The sequence below is a fragment of the Leifsonia poae genome (assembly GCF_050632865.1).
Taxonomy (GTDB): Bacteria; Actinomycetota; Actinomycetes; order Actinomycetales; family Microbacteriaceae; genus Leifsonia; species Leifsonia poae_B.
Map to the genome: position 1 here is coordinate 222,969 of NZ_JBODSA010000004.1, position 15,500 is coordinate 238,468.

Here is a 15,500-nt window from a genome sequence, read left to right on the forward strand (position 1 = left end):
GGGTTACCGTGGATGCGTGGAAACTCTGCTCGCGCGGCTGGATCGCATCGCCGGCGGCCGTCACGCCGCCTACACGGTGCCCGAAGAGGGCCGCACCGACCCGCGCACCCGGCGCGCGTTCGTCGTCATCGGCTGGCTGCTCGCGGCCGAGCTGGTCATCGGCCTGGCCGCGGTCGTGATCGCGGTCGTGCTCACGCTCCACGGCGTCCGGGTGGCGTTCCCCGTCTGGATGCGCAGCGTGATCGTGCTCGGGATGACGGCCACCCTGTTCTACTTCGCCTGGCGCGCGCAGAAGGGCTACTACTGGGCCTACTCGCGGCTGCGGCTGTTCGCCAAGATCTTCCCCGTCGTGACGCTGGTCATCGCGGCGATCCCGGGCCTCTACCCGCTGTGGATGGTGACCGAGCAGATCGTGTTCAGCCTCATCCTGATCGGCGTGGCCGACTACCTCGACTCGGACCACATGCGCGCAGTTTTTCCACGGCCCGGGAACCAGGGCACGACGGGCGACGTGCGCGCCTGATACTCGGCGTACTCGGGGTACCGCGAGCGCGAAATGCTCTCGGTGAACACCGTGGAGCCGATGAACAGGCCGGTGAGCAGCAGCGGCCCGATCACGGTCCACTGCAGCACGGACCCCGCGGCCACGCAGCCGAAGAGGAACACGACCCACCACTGCGCCTGCTCGCAGAAGAAGTTGGGGTGGCGCGAGAACTTGAACAGCCCGGTCTGCAGGAACCGCGGCGACGGCTCGCGGCCGGCGGCGAGCTCTGCCTTCTTCCACTGGTGGAAGCGCCACTGCTGCTGATCGGCGATCGTCTCACCGATCAGGAGGGCCACGAAGAGGGCGGCCAGGATGACGTCGAGCGGAGTCAGCGGCGTCCGGTGCTGGTACATCGTCCACGCGGGCAGGGTGATGAGGAGCAGCAGGACGTTCTGGTAGATCACGATGAAGAACAGGTTGAAGAGCGCGAACGCCGCCTTCCCCATCCGGCCGCGCAGCACCTCCCACCGGTAGTCCTCTCCGCCCGGCGCGTAGCCGCCCTTGCGGGCGAAGTTGAAGGTGAGGCGCGCGCCCCACAGGGTGACCAGCACCGCCACGAGGTCGAGGCGCGGGTCGGCGAGGCCGGCGGCACCGGCGAAGACCCAGACGTAGACGACCGGCACGATGGACCAGATGCGGTCGACCCAGGAGTGCTCGCCGGTGATCAGCGAGAGCACCCAGGTGGCGGCGCAGGCGACCCCGAGGATCCACAGACAGACGATGAACGGCTCCACGGCGCCATCCTAGGACGCTGGGGGGCGATCGAGGGCGCGCTGTGCATCGACTGTGTCGCCCTCGCGCCGGCGCCGGAACGCGCCTACCGTTGCGCTGTGCCCGAATCCACGCCCGCTACCTTCCGCGCCATGCTGCTGCGCGACGGCAAGCCGCCGCGGGTGCTGACCCTGCCGTCCCGCCTGGATGTCCCGCCGAACCGCGTCCGCATCCCGGCCGAGTTCGCCGGAGCCTCCGCCTTCGACGTGTTCGAGCTGGCCGACGACCGCGCGTGGCCCGCCGAGGCCACCTACCAGCTGGTGGCGACCATCCCGCGCTCGACCGAGGACGTGCCGCCCGAGACGCGCGCTGAGTGGGACGTCACCGACCTGGACAGCGACGAGGAGCCGCTGGGCTGAGTCATTCCTGGAGGACCGACAGCACGTTGCCCGCGGGGTCGCGGAACCAGGCGATGTCGGGGCCCTGGCCTGCGGCCCTCCCGCGCAGCACGCCCTTGTCGTCGGTCGGCAGGTTCGGGTCGTCGTAGATCGCCGTCTGCACGCCCTTCGCGTTGAGGTCGTCGACGGCGGCGTCGATGTCCTCGACCACCAGGTTCAGGATGGTGAACGTCGCGGGCTCGTGATTCGGCTTCGGATAGATGAAGACGTGCCCGCCGGAGGGCAGCTCGAGATCGAGGTTGCCCATGCTGCCGTCGGACACGTTCAGCCCGAGGGTTTCGCCGTAGAACGCCTTCGCCGCCGGGATGTCGTCGACGCTGAATCCGCTGAAGATCTCGAGTGGGGTGACCATGGGGTCCACTGTGCTCGTGTCGCGGCGTCGATGTCTAGAGGGACGGCCGCGCGGGTCGGCCTCAGACGAAGCGCACCGACTCCTGCAGCCGCGTGCGCAGCTCGAAGGCGCGGTCGACGCTCTCGCGGCCGGCGGCATTCGCGCCGTCGCGCAGCACGCGTGGCAGGAGGGAGCGTCGCACCAGCATAGAGCCGGCGAGGCGACCGCGCCGGATGACGTCGAACGGCACGTCCGAGTCGGCGTCGGGCACCACGACGATCAGGCCGGTGAAGCGCACGCCCGCCTGGCGGCCGAAGCTCTTCGCCGCGTGGTAGAGGTCGTGGAACGGCTCCTCGTCCGGCGCGATGCCCTCGCCGACGAGCTCGCCCTTCGCGAGCTTGACCGGGCCGCCCCAGTCGGCCGACCGCACGGCGAACAACCCGGCGGGGCCCAACACGATGTGGTCGAGCTTCGCATCCGTCGCGGGATGCACGGCCACGTCGTTCCAGATGGTGAAGCCGATGCCGAGACCGGTCACCGCGCGGGCCGTGGCCTCCTCGGCGAGCGCTTCCGCCAGCAGCTGGCGGATCTCGCGCGGGGCGGAGCGGACGAGCGCCGGGTCGTAGGGGTCGCGGTCGTCGGTGCCGCGTCCCATCCACTCGCGCATGAGCCCGAGGAAGCGCTCGCGCGCGCGGCCGCCGGGATGCCCGTAGCTGCGGGCGCGGACGGTCTGCCCGCCGGAGCCGCCGTGCGTGGTGTGAACGGTCGCGCTGAAGCCCCCGCCGGCGGAGTCTCCGGCCACGGCATCCACCGTGATGCTCTCGCCGCGGTCGTAGCGGGCGCGGTCCTCGGGGTCGCCGATGAGCTCCCAGGCCTGCTGGACGGCCTGGAACGCGACCGCGGTGCCTCCGGTGTCGGGGTGGGCCTCGCGGAGCAGCCGGCGGTAGGCGCGGCGCAGGTCGTCGTGGCTCACATCAGGACGGACGCCCAGCACCTCGTACGGGGTGGGCGAAGCCGGTGAGTCGCTCATCGGGCGCTGGTCGCTTTCGGATCTGGTGGCGGGTGGGATTCCGACGATAGCGTGCGGTGCCGCGAAATCGCCGAATGTGGATTGCGGACGGAATTCGCCTCATCGAAGACGAACCTGGAGGTCACTCAAAGTGGATCGGAGTTGATCGTCACCTCGACCTCGTGCCCGCTTTCCGGCTCGGTAGCGATGACGGTCCGCGCTGGAGGTGTTAGCTGACCAACGCGTCGCGATAGCTCGAACCCAGGAGCAAAGTCATCTACACCGGTGTGCCCCGATTCCACCCGGGCTGCTGGATCAGCCTTTCACCTCTTCCCGTCGGCGGCAGCGTTCGGCCTTGACTTAGAGGCGAATCGAATCCACGGCTGGGCTACCCAGGTTCCAAAGGGTCCCGTCGCTGTCAAGGATCCAGATCGGTCCGCCGACGGCTTTGGCAAGCCTGCGCAGCCACTCGAGGAAAACGGACTCCCATCGGCACTCAACGATGCAGCAATTCAGTCGCGGCAACGGTAGTTCCGGGCGCGTTCCCTTGTATCCGGTTGGCGGTTCCAGTAGGTCTGGGTCCTCAGCGCCCTCGTGCGCGAACACGGTAATCGCGCGACCCTCCGAGTCGACGTGTTGGGCGACTCCAACCCCGCGGCTGCCGCCGGCGGTGCTTAGCAATTCGGCGAAAACTTCGAACAGCTGCGAGTGGTCCGAGAATACGTACGCACCTTTCATCGCGCCTCCTTGACTATCGCGATTAACCCTTCTTCGGTTCGCGCAAGGTAACTAGGCCTCGAACCATTCACGCGGGTCCTGGACCAGTTCAGCGCCAAAGCCAGCGGGCTTTGGCGAGCGCTCACCGGTGTCAGGGCTCCAGCGGTAACACGATGTCGGTACGCGTTACGGGATCGATCGTCGTGACAATCCACTCCGGCGGAAGTTCCGCGCGCACTCGCTTAGCAAGCTCGAAAGCGTCTTCAAGAAAGTTGGGGGTATCGGGGCTGTCGGGCGGGTACTCCGCATCGAAGTCGGCGTCACCCTTCTCTACCCAGACGAGCAGGTCATGGACCAGCTCTGGGCTCAGACCAATCTCGTGTCCGTCGAGGTTTTCGAGGCCGTACCTTCCGGAGAGCCACAAAGCGTACTGCTCCCATTCGTAGTGCAGGTCCACCCGCGGAGGCTCATCTGGTTCGACGACCGGGAGGGATATTACAAAATCATTCATTTCAGATTCGCCCCAACAATAAAACCGTTGCTTCCGATGGTGATCGCCACTTTCATTGTCCTGCCCTTATATTCGACTTCGTAGATTGACCGACTGGTTCCTGTGCCCTGGTGGCCGGTGAATCTGCCTTCTTGTATCGCCTTGCTGAGGAAATCGGGGATTTCCGTTTCGCTGATCCCTCTTTTTGCAAACTCTGATCCGTGTCGCTCGATGATGTGGGCCAGTCCGGCTGGCTTTTTGGTAGTCGCCGACGATGTTCCTTCTTCGAGCCACACGATCCTGTCTTCGGGTGTCTTGAAGATCGTCACAACCTTTTCGGGGCTGATCTTTTCTCCGGCCTTGAGGACGTGGTCGACGAGAGCCTGTTGCTCACGCGTCAGACGCGCTGCCGCTCGGCTCGCCTTTCCGAACAGGTCGATGACTTTTCCGGCTTTGCCGACCGTTGCCGCGGGGACCAGCCAGGAGGCGAGCTCTCCGATGGCGAACCCGTCACCCGCCGTGACCTTCGCCGCGGTTCCGGACAGCTGTCCCCACAGTGCGTCCCTCGTGGCTTGATCCGTGAACAGGGCGGTGAGGCCCTGCCCCATCTCGTGCACGTTCATGCCGGCCGCACCGCTGAGTGCCCCGCCCAGCCCGGAGCCCAGACCGGCCCCAAACTGGAAGATCCAGATCCCCGACTCCGCGGCAGGTTTCACAACCGCGGACTCATACCAGGCGGAGACCGCGTCGCTGACGTTCTTGACGATGTCGAGGTCGTTGCCGGTGGTCCAGATCGAGGTGTGGTTGATCGCACTGTTGATCCCACCGACCACAAGCGCGGCACCTAGCCCGGTCAGAAAGAGCGAGGCGCCGCCGGTGAACGGGGTCAACCCGAGACCGATCGCGGTCACCACGGCGCCGGTGGCGATCTGCACTGCGTCCCAGATCAGATCCCAGCCGGCCTGCTCCCTCCGGGCATCCTCGGCCGCCCGCACATCTTTCGCGTACTGGTCGAACATGTCCTGCCACCCCTGGGCGGCCAGGTCCTGGTTGTCCCGGCAGTACTCGCTCATCTCCGCGGTCAGCTCCCCCAACGGGGCCAACTCGCCCTGGAAACTCCCCGGCACATACGACCGGCCCCGGCCCACGTTCGCGGATCCGACCCGGTTCACGATCCCGCGCAGCCGGGAGATCAGCTCCTGCACCCGCCGAAACCCGGGATCCGACGCCTCATACGCCTCCCAGCTCTCCAGCTGGGTCTTCACGATCAGATGCATCCGCTGCACCTCATCCACGGCCCGGTCCGCCGCGCCCGCACCCGCCGAGCCCAACGACACCAGGTGGGAGGCGTCCGCGCTGATCTGCCGCAACTGCGCGCTCACGCCTCGCAACTGCTGCATCCCCGCATCCAGTTGGGTCAGATGCGCCTGATGCTCATCCCGCACCAGGTGGAAGTTCCCGTGCGCCTCCACGTGCCGGTACCCGACCCAATACACACCCACCGCGGTCTGGAACGTCGAGAGACCCAGCAGCAGACACTGCAACACCGGAACATGCACCTCACGGATGTAGGCACGCATCGCATCCGCACCCACCCCGCTGACATTCCTCGACCCCGCCAACGCCTGCAAACCCTGCGTCAGCCTGTCCAAAGCGTCCAACCGCTCGGCCAGACCCTGCCGCAACCCCGGCGCCGACGCCTGCCACGCATCCGCCGAAAACTCGGTCACCCTCACCGCTTCACACCCACCACATTCATTTCCGCTGCTACCACGGCCTCGACCGAAGGAGCCGCGGCTGGAAAGTAACGCGCCACAGCTGAAGACAGCCAACTCCCCAACCCAAATGTGGCGTTCGCTGGCAGCCTCCATTCACCGTCGCAGCCTTCCCTTCATAGGCACGGAGCGGCATCGCACAGTCTGTCCGCCCGCAGCATTGAGGACACCGAAACGGCCAGCGTTCTCGAGGGAAACCGACATCGGCCGAATGCGGATTGCGGCCGGAACCTGACCGCATCCACTTCTACGCTGGAAACAACCGAACAGGAAAGGCACCCATCATGGCCATCACCGACTGGCGCATCGAGCTCATCATCCTTCCCGTGACGGACGTCGACCGCGCGAAGGCGTTCTACGTCGACACCATCGGCTGGCACGCGGACCACGACCAGCGCGTCTCCGATGACCTGCGGTTCGTGCAGATCACGCCTCCCGGCTCCGCCTGCTCCATCGCGTTCGGCGAGGGGCTGACCGACATGGCGCCGGGCACGATGAAGGGGCTGCAGATCGTGATCCCGGATGCGGATGAGGCGCTGCGCCACCTCACCGAGCGCGGCGTCGAGGCGCGCGGCGTTCAGGACCTCGCCTGGGGCCGGTTCGTCGACTTCGCCGACCCGGACGGGAACGCGTGGACGCTGCAGCAGCTGCCGAAGCGCGACTGATCAGCGCAGACAGGACTCAGCGCACCGCGGCCCAGAGGATGAGCAGCATCGTCACCACGAAACCGCAGGCGTAGTTGATCCACAGAAATCGGCGCCAGCCGCGGTTCGCCTCCCCGGACCGCTCGTCGCTGACCGACCAGAACGGCGCGGCCGCCGCGATGTAGGGCAGGGCGAGCACGGCCGCGAGCGGCCCCGGCCACGGGGTGAACAGCATCGCCACGCCGGCGAGCGCCCACGCGGCGATGGCGAGGCGGACGGTCGCGGCCGCGCCGATGGCGGTCGCGATGGAGGAGATCCCGCCCTCGCGGTCGGGCATCACATCCTGCACGGCCCCGAAGGCGTGGCTGCCGATCCCCCACAGGAAGAACGCCAGCAGCACCAGCCACAGCCCGGGCGTGAAGGTCGCCCCGGCGAGCACCAGCCCGTACAGCGCCGGGCTCGTGAAGTGGGTGCTGGAGGTGACCGAGTCGAGGAACGGCACCTCCTTGAACCGCAGCCCCTTCACCGAGTACGCCACGACCGCGAACAGGGACACCGCCAGCACCAGCCACGACAGCGGCGACCCGACGATGACGAGGTAGATGACGAACGGGACGGTCGTGACGACCGCGGCGACGAGGGTCCGGCGGTGCGCCGACCGGTCGAGCAGCGCGCCCTCCGCGCCACCCTTGCGCGGGTTGCGCAGGTCGGACTCGTAGTCGAAGACGTCGTTGATGCCGTACATCGCGAGGTTGTACGGGATGAGGAAGAAGAGCGTGCCGATGACGAAGGTCGCGTCGACGCGTCCCGTCGTCAGGAGGTAGGCCGCCGCGAAGGGGAAGGCGGTGTTGATCCAGCTGAGCGGGCGAGAGGCCAGCACCAGCTGCCGGAGCGGCGCGGCGGGCGCCACGGCGGTCACGACGTGCTCCCCCGCCGCCGCGTCAGCAGCCACAGCGCCGGCAGCAGCACCAGGGCGGCGAGCGGGTAGGTGAAGTCCTCGAGGGGCACGAGGCCCAGTCTGGCACCGCTGATGTTCGCGTCGGTGTAGGTCATCAGGCCGGCGCCGATCATCAGGTTGTCGAACACGGCGGTCAGCGCGAGCACCACGACCGCGGCGATCAGGAGCGGCGCCCACCAGCGGCGCACGATCCGCGCGCGGTCCGGCGCGAGGGCGAGGGCGACGACCAGGACGGCGGCCGCCACGGCGAGGAAGACGAGGCTGAGGAGGAGGTAGGTCATCCCTCACCCCGCCGCCGGTCGAGCACGGCCCGCGCGCCGAAGATCAGCACGAGCGTCAGGTAGCAGAGGAAGAGGAGGAAGAAGACCTCCTCCAGCGGCAGCTCGGGCGCGAGCTCGATCCCGGTCATCCACGGCGACGAGCCGCGTGCGAACACCCCGAGCAGGATGCCGAACGCGTCCCACGCAAGGAAGAACACCAGCCCCACCGCGAGCACGATCGTCGCGCGGCGCGCATCCCTCCAGAACACCAGCCGGAACCGGGCGTCGAGCAGCACCATGGCGCCGAGCGCGATCAGCAGGCTCGCCAGATAGGCGAGGCTCACGGGACGCGCTCCGCCTGCGGAGCCGGCAGGGGCTCCGGAAGCGGACCGGCGCCGCCGTCGCCGCGCAGGCGCTTGACCACCAGCTCGGCGCTGATCAGGCACATCGGCAGCCCGATGCCCGGGATGGTGGAGCAGCCCGCATAGAGCAGGCCGTCCACCTTCTTGGAGGCGTTGCCGGGCCGGAAGAACGCGCTCTGCCGGAGCGTGTGCGCCGGCCCGAGCGCTCCGCCGCGCCAGGCGTTCAGGTCGGTGGCGAAGTCGTCGGGACCCACGGTGCGGCGCACGACGATGCGGTCGGCCAGGTCCGGGATGCCCGCCCACCCTGCGATCTGCGCGATCGCGGCGTCCGCGGCCCGCTCGATCGCGCGGTCGCCCTCGCCGTCGAGGCCACCGGCTCCCAGCGACACATCGGCGGGGACCGGGATGAGCACGAAAAGGTTCTCGTACCCTTCCGGGGCGACACCGGGGTCGGTCTCGCTGGGCTTGCAGACGTACAGCGAGGCCGGGTCCGGGATGCCGGGATCGGGACCGTAGATGGTCTCGAAGTTCGCCTCCCAGTCCGTGGTGAAGAACAGGTTGTGGTGCGTCAGCTGCGGAAGCCGCCCGCGCACGCCGAGCATGGCCAGCACGACCCCTGGGCCCGGGTCGCGGCGGTCCCAGACCTTCTCGGGATGCGTGCGAAGCGGCTCCGGCAGCAGGGCGGTCTCGGTGTGGTGCAGGTCGGCGGCCGACACGACCACGTCGGCGTCGACGGTGTGCAGGGCACCGTCCGCGCCTGTGTAGGTGACGCCGGCCGCTCGGGCGCGTGACGGCCCCTGGGCGGTGCGGATGCCCGTGACGCGCGCGCCGGTGACCAGCCGTGCGCCCTCCTCCTCGGCGAGCGCCGCGACGCGGTCGATCAGCTCGGCGAAGCCGCCCAGCGGATACCGCACGCCGTCGTCGAGGTCGAGGTGGCTCATCAGGTGGTACATGCTCGGCGCTTTGCCGGGCGACGTGCCGAGGAAGACGGCCGGGTAGCCGAGCACCTGGCGCAGCCGGTTGTCGGCGACGAAGCCGGCGGCGTACCTGTCCAACGGCTCGAGCAGCAGGCGCGCGAGGCGCGGCAGGCGGCGGAGCAGGTCCGGCGCGAACAGCGGACGGAGGTCGGCGAAGGTGCTGTAGAGGAAGCGGTCGACGGCCATCCGGTACGTGTCGGCCGCGCCCTCCAGGTAGCGGTCGAGAGCGGCGGCGCCGCCCGGTTCCACCTGCTCGAACAGCGCGCGGTTGGCCGCGCCCTCCGCGCGGATGTCGAGCGGCGGACGGCCGTCCTCCGAGAACACGCGGTAGCCGGGGTCCAGGGTCACCAGATCGAGCTGTTCGGCGGTGGAGGTACCCATCAGCCGGAAGAAGTGGTCGAACACCTCGGGCATCAGGTACCAGGACGGCCCGGTGTCGAAGCGGAAGCCGTCGTGCTCCCACGAGCCCGCGCGTCCGCCGAGGGTCGTCTTCTGCTCCAACAGCGTGACGGCGTACCCGTCGCGGGCGAGCAGCGAGGCCGTCGCGAGGCCCGCGATGCCCCCGCCGATGACGACGACGCGGCGCCCGGTCACGGGTGGGACTCTTCTCGGGCGGCCGCGGCCGGGACGATGGCCGGCGCGTGGACTGCGGAGTACCCGCGCGGCATCGCGGCCGACACGGTGGCACGGGCGAGGATGGCCAGCTTGACGCGCGTGGGAACACTGACGCGACGGGTCAGCAGCTCGGCGGCGGGCGTCTCCCGGATGCGGTCGCTCAGCTCGGCGAACAGCCCGTGCGCGGCGGCGATCGCGCGGCGGCAATTGTCCGGCAGGTCGGGGATGGCATCGGCCGCGGCCCCGAGGTCGCAGTCGATGTCGACCACGAGTGCCAGCTTCTGACGCTCGGTCAGGCGCGCCGGGTCGATGCCCGGGAAGTAGCTGCGCCCGAGCTCGGTCCAGTCCACCGCGAGGTCGCGGAGGAAGTTGATCTTCTGAAAGGCCGCGCCGAGCCTCCGCGCCCCGGCCTCGAGGCGCAGCCGCGTCGCATCCGGCACCGGGCTGTCGGCGAGGAACACCTTGAGGCACATCAGGCCGATCACCTCGGCCGAGCCGTACACGTAGTCGCGCAGCTCCTCGGCCGAGAAGTCCACCGGGCTCAGATCGCGGCGCATCGAGGCGAAGAACGGCCGGGTGAGGTCGACGCCGATGCCGGCGGCGCGGGCGGTCACGGCGAAGGAGTGCACCACGACGTTGGCGCTGTAGCCGGTGCGCATGGCGCGCTCGGTGTCGGCCTCCAGGGCGTCCAGCAGCTCACGCTGCTCGTCGACGGTGAGCCCGGCCTCGGCGGCGGCGCCGTCGACGATCTCGTCGGCGACGCGAACCAGCGCGTAGACGTCCTCCACCTGCGGCCGGATGCGCTGCCCGAGCAGCCGGGTCGCCATCCCGAACGACGTCGAGTAGGCGTGGATGATGGTGGCGGCCCCGGCGTGGGCCGCGTCCGTGTAGGTGTGCAGGTCCGTCGGCGGTGTGCCGACCGGGGCCTCCGGTGCGCGGGTCATGCGATCCTCCCGATGCAGGAGCGGGCGACGGCGGTGAGCGGCCCGGCGAGGGCCGGTGGGATGGACGAGGTGTCCAGCAGCGCGACGGCCGCATCCACCTGCTGGGCGAGCAGCCGTTCGACGAAGCGGCGGGCGCCGCACTCGTCGAGCACGTCGGCGAGCCGGCCGGCCTCGTGCACGGCGAGGTCGCCGCGGCCGAGGGAGGGCGCGAGCTCTTCCCAGCGGGCGGTGCCCCGGGCGTAGGCGATCAGGGACGTCTCCTTGCCCTGGCGGAGGTCGCTCACGATGCTCTTGCCCGTGACGTCCTCGCTGCCGAAGACGCCGAGCAGGTCGTCGCCCAGCTGGAAGGCGATGCCGACCAGCCGGCCGTACTCGGCGAGCGTGGTGAGCACGTCCTCCCCGCCCCCGGCCAGCAGCGCGCCGGTCATCAGCGGGCCGGACACCGAGTAGGCGGCGGTCTTGTGCTCGGTCATCGCGAGCACGTCCTCCAGCGTCGGCGTCTCGGGGCCCAGGTGCTCGGCCAGCGCGACGTCGGCGAGCTCGCCGGCGGCGGTGACGAACACGCCGTGGTCGAGGATGTCGAGCAGTCGGTCGCGGGTGTAGTCGTCGGTCTCGGCCCGGGCGAGCACCGATGCCGCCGCGTGGAGCAGCAGGTCGCCGGCGAGGATCGCTCCCGCCTCACCCCAGTGGCGGCTGCGGGCGGCGTCCGCACCGCGCGCTCCGGCCTCGGCCGCGAAGGCGCCGGCCACGTTGGGCCGGCCGCGGCGGACGGTGTCGCCGTCGATGACGTCGTCGTGGAGCAGGAACGCGGTGTGCAGGAGCTCGTAGGCGACGGCGGCGGTGCGCGCCGCCTCCCGGTCGGTGCCGCCCAGTCCGTGGAACGCGGTGAGCACGAACCGCGGCCGGATGCGCTTGCCTCCGTCGGCCGCGTCGCGCGCGCCCTCCCACAGGCGGCGGTAGGAGGGATCGAAGGCGGAGGCCGCCGAGATGCGGTCTGCGAAGAACCGGCCCAGGCGGGCGTCGACCGCCGCGAGGTCGGACTCGAGCACGCTCTCGAGCTCCGCGGCCTGGGTCTCTGGGTGCAGCTGTGTCATACCGGTGCTCCCTTGTCTAGCCTGGATAGCAAATAACCTAGCACGCTTCTTACGAAGAGGAATAGGATGTCGGTCATGACATCGGCCCGGGACGAGCAGCGGCGCATCTCCGCATCGCTCACCGACCCCCGGGTGATCGATCCGCGCCAGGAGCTCGTCCGTCACGACGACCTCAGCGAGGAGGAGCTGGGCCAGATCGTCCGGCTGCTCGGGGCGATGCGGGAGTGGCGGGAGGCCGACCAACGGCTCAGCCTCGAGTCCCGCACGCACATGAAGCTCAACGAGACGGACATGCGCGCGCTGCGGTACATCATCGCGTCGGCGAACGCGGCCGTTCCCGTCACCGCGGGCGCGCTGTCCGACCACCTCCGCATCTCCACGGCGTCCACCACCAAGCTGCTCGACCGGCTGGAGCGCGCGGGACACGTCGTGCGCCGTCCGCATCCCACCGACCGGCGTGCGGTCGTGGTGGAGATCACGCCGGAGACGCACGCGGAGGTGCGCCGCACGATGGGGCTGCAGCACGCCCGGCGGTTCGAGGTCGCGCGGTCGCTCAGCCCGAGCGACCGGGACACCGTCATCCGCTTCCTTCAGGACCTCAGCGCGACGACGCTCGCAGCCGTGGGCTCGCCGCCGAAGGGGCGACCGGCTCCGGAGACGGACGCGTCAGGCTCGTAGCCGCCTTCGGGTGCTCCGCCTCGTAGACGATGCGGTTCGCCATCCCGTTGAACACGATCCCGTGGAACGGCAGGATGGCGAACCAGTACAGCCGCCCGGCCAGCCCACGCGGGAAGAACACGGCGCGCTGCCGGTACTCCGAGCCTCCGCCCTCCCGCGGGCGCACGCCGAGCTCCAGCCAGGCCCGGCCCGGGACGCGCATCTCGGCGCGGAGCCGCAGGCTCCTCCCCGCTCGATGCGCTCCACGCGCCACCAGTCGAGCGCGTCGCCGGTGTTGAGGTGGTCCGCATCCCGACGACCCCGGCGCAGCCCGACGCCGCCGACGAGCTTGTCCGCCCAGCCGCGCAGCGCCCAGGCCAGCGGGAACGAGTACCAGCCCCGCTCCCCGCCGATGCCCTCGACCACGCGCCACAGCAGCTTCGGGTCGGCCGTCGACTCCCGCTCGCGCAGATCGGTGTAGACCGTGTGGCCGGACCAGTCGGGGTCGCTCGGCAGCGGGTCGCTCGGGGCGCCGGCGACGGACGCGTCCTGCCAGCTCGTCTCGACCTCCCCCGACCGCTCGCGCGCCAGCGCCAGCCGCACCGACCGCCGGTAGCCGGTCAGCCCCTCCGGCGGGGGCGGGATCACGGCGTCGATGTCGTGATCGCGCATGACGCAGTCGTACTGGAGGGATTCGATGATCGGCACCGCCAGGCTGCGCGGGATCGGGGTGACCAGGTTCACCCACTGCGACGCCAGCCACGGCGTGAAGACGGGCAGCGAGGCGATCGGACGCTGCGGCAGCCCCGCCTCGACGGCGTACGCGTTCATCATCTGCCCATAACGGAGGATGTCCGGGCCGCCGATGTCGAACGCGCGCGACACCTCCGGCGGCAGATCCGCGGCCGCGAGCAGATAGTGCAGCACATCCCGGATCGCGATCGGCTGGATGCGGTTGCGCACCCAGCGCGGCGCCGGCATGTACGGCAGCACCTCGGTGAGATGGCGGATCATCTCGAACGACGCCGAGCCCGAGCCGATCACGACGCCCGCCTGCAGCACGACGGTCGGCACGCCGGAGTCGAGCAGGATGCGGCCCACCGCTACGCGGGACCGCAGGTGCCGTGACAGCTCACCGTCAGGGTGCAGGGCGCCGAGGTAGACGATGCGCCGGACCCCGTCCGCCTTCGCCGCGGTCGCGACGGTGCGCGCCGCATCCGACTCCTCCTCCTCGAAGTCGCCGCGGGCCCGCATCGAATGGACGAGGTAGTAGACGACGTCGACGTCGGCCATCGCCCGCTCCACGGCCTCCCGGTCGTGCAGGTCGCCCTCGACGACCTCGACCTCGGACGCCCACGGCACGTCGGTGAGCTTCTGCGGCGAGCGCGCGAGCACCCGGACGGTGTGCCCGCGGGCCAGCAGCCGGGGCACGAGACGGCCGCCGATGTAGCCGGTGGCTCCGGTGACGAGGACGCGCGACGGGGTCATGCGGCAGACACTACGCCGCGGGTGCGACACGGTGACTGTTCGCCCAGCGAATGCCGAGGCGGGAGCGGCGGTCACGTCCTGTAGTTTTTGGCATGGGCAAGCTCATCTACGGCGGGACCACCGAGATCGGTTTCGAGGACCGGGTCCTGGCGCACCTGCAGATCGTGATCGGGCTGAAGCTCCGGCGCAAGGAGGGGTTCTTCTTCTCCTGGCGCGACGAGCAGGGCGTCGGCGACGGCCGCAGCGCGATCTGGGTCGACCCGGCCATCCCCCTGCTGTTCCGCTACAGCGGCGGCCGTCCCCCGCGCATCAACAAGGCCTGGCTGGAGCAGCTGACGATGTCCTCGAACAGCGCCCAGGGCCTCCAGCTGACCGAGGAGATCGGAGCGCTGGGCGCCGACGAGGTCGACGCCGACTCCCCTCCCGGCAAGTAGTTGGTTCGGCGCAGCGCCGCCGAGCACACGAAAAACGTCGCCGATCCATGCGGATGGCGACGTTTTTCCTGTGCTCGCGGGCTGCTAGCGAAGGTATTCGAGGAGTTCCGGGCAGCGCAGGCGCTTGAGGCTCCGGGTCTCCAGCTGGCGGACGCGCTCGCGGGTGATGCCGTAGACCTCGCCGACCTCGTCGAGCGTCATCGGCTTCTGGCCGTCGAGGCCGAAGCGCATCCGGACGACCTTGGCGTCGCGCGGCGGCAGCTCGCGCAGGCGCTCCTCCAGGTCGCGGTGGCGGAACTCCACCTCCACGGCCTCCGGCGGGGTCGGGAAGTCGTCGTCCTCGATGAGGTCGCCCAGCTCGGCGCCCTCGTTCTCACCGACCGGCACCGCCAGGGAGACAGTCTCCGAATCGCTCATCTGCAGCTTGTGCACCTCGGCCGGGTCGAGGTTCGACGCCTCGGCCATCTCCTCGAGGGTGGGCGTGCGGCCCAGCTCGCCGCCGAGGTCGCGACGAATGCGGTCGAGCTTGTCGATCTTCTCCACCGTGTGGACCGGGATGCGGATCAGACGGGCGGTGTCGGCGATGCCGCGGAGGATCGACTGGCGGATCCACCAGGTCGCGTAGGTCGAGAACTTGTTGCCGGTGCGGTAGTCGAACTTCTCGACGGCGCGCACCAGGCCGAGATTCCCCTCCTGGATGAGGTCCATGACGGGGAGGCCGCGGCCGGCGTAGCGCTTGGCGATGCTCACCACCAGGCGGAGGTTCGCCTCGATGAAGCGCTCGAAAGCACGCTTGCCGTCATCAGCGAGGTACTGGAGTTCGCGCTTCTCGCGGGGGTCAGGTTCGGCCGGATCGCCAGGCGCTCACCGGCGAGCACGCCGACCTCGATCCGCTTCGCCAGGGCGACTTCTTCGTCCGCCGTCAGAAGGCGGGTGCGGCCGATCGAGTTCAGGTAGTCGCGTACCGGGTCGCTGGTCACTTCGAGCGTGGTCATCGTGTCATCCCATTCAGCCCATGTACTCACGGGCAGT

Annotated in this window: 18 protein-coding genes and 1 pseudogene; 5 read left to right on the top strand and 14 right to left on the bottom strand. The window is 69.7% G+C overall.

All coding sequences use genetic code 11. The annotated features are described in order from the left end of the window. Positions 1-16 precede the first annotated feature (16 nt). Positions 17-523, top strand: a complete 507-nt coding sequence (locus ACRAWB_RS18775; RefSeq protein WP_431354730.1) for a hypothetical protein — start codon at positions 17-19, stop codon at positions 521-523. On the opposite strand, the gene ACRAWB_RS18780 is transcribed toward ACRAWB_RS18775, so the two are convergent. Then, positions 445-1,278, bottom strand: coding sequence for a DUF1295 domain-containing protein (locus ACRAWB_RS18780; protein ID WP_431354731.1), 834 nt, complete (start codon positions 1,276-1,278; stop codon positions 445-447). The genes ACRAWB_RS18775 and ACRAWB_RS18780 overlap by 79 nt on opposite strands. Before the next feature lie 96 nt (positions 1,279-1,374). Between ACRAWB_RS18780 and ACRAWB_RS18785 the strand changes: the two genes are divergently transcribed. Next, positions 1,375-1,674 (top strand): hypothetical protein, encoded by a 300-nt coding sequence (locus tag ACRAWB_RS18785; protein WP_431354732.1) that lies wholly within the window; start codon positions 1,375-1,377, stop codon positions 1,672-1,674. A 1-nt stretch (position 1,675) separates the two neighbouring features. On the opposite strand, the gene ACRAWB_RS18790 is transcribed toward ACRAWB_RS18785, so the two are convergent. From ACRAWB_RS18790 to ACRAWB_RS18805, 4 genes are all read right to left on the bottom strand, one after another. After that, a complete protein-coding gene (locus ACRAWB_RS18790) occupies positions 1,676-2,065 on the bottom strand; it encodes a VOC family protein (RefSeq protein WP_431354733.1) in 390 nt (129 codons plus the stop codon). 61 nt (positions 2,066-2,126) lie between these two features. Beyond that, entirely contained in the window at positions 2,127-3,074 is a 948-nt protein-coding gene (locus ACRAWB_RS18795) for a J domain-containing protein (protein ID WP_431354734.1), read from the bottom strand. Between the two features lie 847 nt (positions 3,075-3,921). Beyond that, a complete protein-coding gene (locus ACRAWB_RS18800; RefSeq protein WP_431354735.1) occupies positions 3,922-4,227 on the bottom strand; it encodes a hypothetical protein in 306 nt (101 codons plus the stop codon). A gap of 50 nt (positions 4,228-4,277) precedes the next feature. Next, positions 4,278-5,990 carry a hypothetical protein gene (locus ACRAWB_RS18805; RefSeq protein WP_431354736.1) on the bottom strand — a complete coding sequence of 571 codons (1,713 nt, stop codon included), beginning with the start codon at positions 5,988-5,990 and terminating at the stop codon, positions 4,278-4,280. A 329-nt stretch (positions 5,991-6,319) separates the two neighbouring features. On the opposite strand from ACRAWB_RS18805, the gene ACRAWB_RS18810 reads away from it, so the two are divergent. Continuing rightward, a complete protein-coding gene (locus tag ACRAWB_RS18810; RefSeq protein ID WP_431354737.1) occupies positions 6,320-6,700 on the top strand; it encodes a glyoxalase superfamily protein in 381 nt (126 codons plus the stop codon). 16 nt (positions 6,701-6,716) lie between these two features. Here ACRAWB_RS18810 and ACRAWB_RS18815 read toward each other — a convergent pair whose 3' ends face one another. From ACRAWB_RS18815 to ACRAWB_RS18840, 6 genes are read right to left on the bottom strand one after another with little or no spacing between them, the layout of a single operon-like run. Next, the gene (locus tag ACRAWB_RS18815) at positions 6,717-7,631 is read right to left on the bottom strand and encodes a prenyltransferase (RefSeq protein WP_431354738.1); all 915 of its coding nucleotides are present in this window, start codon (positions 7,629-7,631) and stop codon (positions 6,717-6,719) included. Further along, a complete protein-coding gene (locus tag ACRAWB_RS18820) occupies positions 7,595-7,918 on the bottom strand; it encodes a lycopene cyclase domain-containing protein (protein ID WP_431354739.1) in 324 nt (107 codons plus the stop codon). Before ACRAWB_RS18820 ends, ACRAWB_RS18815 begins: the two co-directional genes overlap by 37 nt. After that, positions 7,915-8,241 (bottom strand): lycopene cyclase domain-containing protein, encoded by a 327-nt coding sequence (locus ACRAWB_RS18825; protein ID WP_431354740.1) that lies wholly within the window; start codon positions 8,239-8,241, stop codon positions 7,915-7,917. The genes ACRAWB_RS18820 and ACRAWB_RS18825 overlap by 4 nt, the downstream gene beginning before the upstream one ends. Next, positions 8,238-9,830 (bottom strand): phytoene desaturase family protein, encoded by a 1,593-nt coding sequence (crtI, locus tag ACRAWB_RS18830; protein WP_431354741.1) that lies wholly within the window; start codon positions 9,828-9,830, stop codon positions 8,238-8,240. The genes ACRAWB_RS18825 and crtI overlap by 4 nt, the downstream gene beginning before the upstream one ends. Beyond that, entirely contained in the window at positions 9,827-10,795 is a 969-nt protein-coding gene (locus ACRAWB_RS18835; RefSeq protein ID WP_431354742.1) for a phytoene/squalene synthase family protein, read from the bottom strand. Before ACRAWB_RS18835 ends, crtI begins: the two co-directional genes overlap by 4 nt. Then, on the bottom strand, positions 10,792-11,889 hold the full coding sequence (locus tag ACRAWB_RS18840; RefSeq protein ID WP_431354743.1) for a polyprenyl synthetase family protein: 1,098 nt from the start codon (positions 11,887-11,889) through the stop codon (positions 10,792-10,794). Before ACRAWB_RS18840 ends, ACRAWB_RS18835 begins: the two co-directional genes overlap by 4 nt. A 75-nt stretch (positions 11,890-11,964) precedes the next feature. Here ACRAWB_RS18840 and ACRAWB_RS18845 point away from each other — a divergent pair, with 75 nt between their 5' ends. Next, positions 11,965-12,567, top strand: coding sequence for a MarR family winged helix-turn-helix transcriptional regulator (locus ACRAWB_RS18845; protein WP_431354744.1), 603 nt, complete (start codon positions 11,965-11,967; stop codon positions 12,565-12,567). On the opposite strand, the pseudogene ACRAWB_RS18850 reads toward ACRAWB_RS18845, so the two are convergent. Continuing rightward, positions 12,488-14,034: pseudogene (locus ACRAWB_RS18850) on the bottom strand (SDR family oxidoreductase). The gene ACRAWB_RS18845 and the pseudogene ACRAWB_RS18850 overlap by 80 nt on opposite strands. 92 nt (positions 14,035-14,126) lie before the next feature. On the opposite strand from ACRAWB_RS18850, the gene ACRAWB_RS18855 reads away from it, so the two are divergent. Further along, positions 14,127-14,468 carry an ATP-dependent DNA ligase gene (locus ACRAWB_RS18855; RefSeq protein ID WP_431354745.1) on the top strand — a complete coding sequence of 114 codons (342 nt, stop codon included), beginning with the start codon at positions 14,127-14,129 and terminating at the stop codon, positions 14,466-14,468. 84 nt (positions 14,469-14,552) lie between these two features. Here ACRAWB_RS18855 and ACRAWB_RS18860 read toward each other — a convergent pair whose 3' ends face one another. Together ACRAWB_RS18860 and ACRAWB_RS18865 are read right to left on the bottom strand one after the other, a co-directional pair. Next, a complete protein-coding gene (locus tag ACRAWB_RS18860; protein WP_431354746.1) occupies positions 14,553-15,221 on the bottom strand; it encodes a sigma-70 family RNA polymerase sigma factor in 669 nt (222 codons plus the stop codon). Next, the gene (locus tag ACRAWB_RS18865; protein ID WP_431354747.1) at positions 15,215-15,463 is read right to left on the bottom strand and encodes a sigma-70 factor domain-containing protein; all 249 of its coding nucleotides are present in this window, start codon (positions 15,461-15,463) and stop codon (positions 15,215-15,217) included. Before ACRAWB_RS18865 ends, ACRAWB_RS18860 begins: the two co-directional genes overlap by 7 nt. Positions 15,464-15,500: the final 37 nt, after the last annotated feature.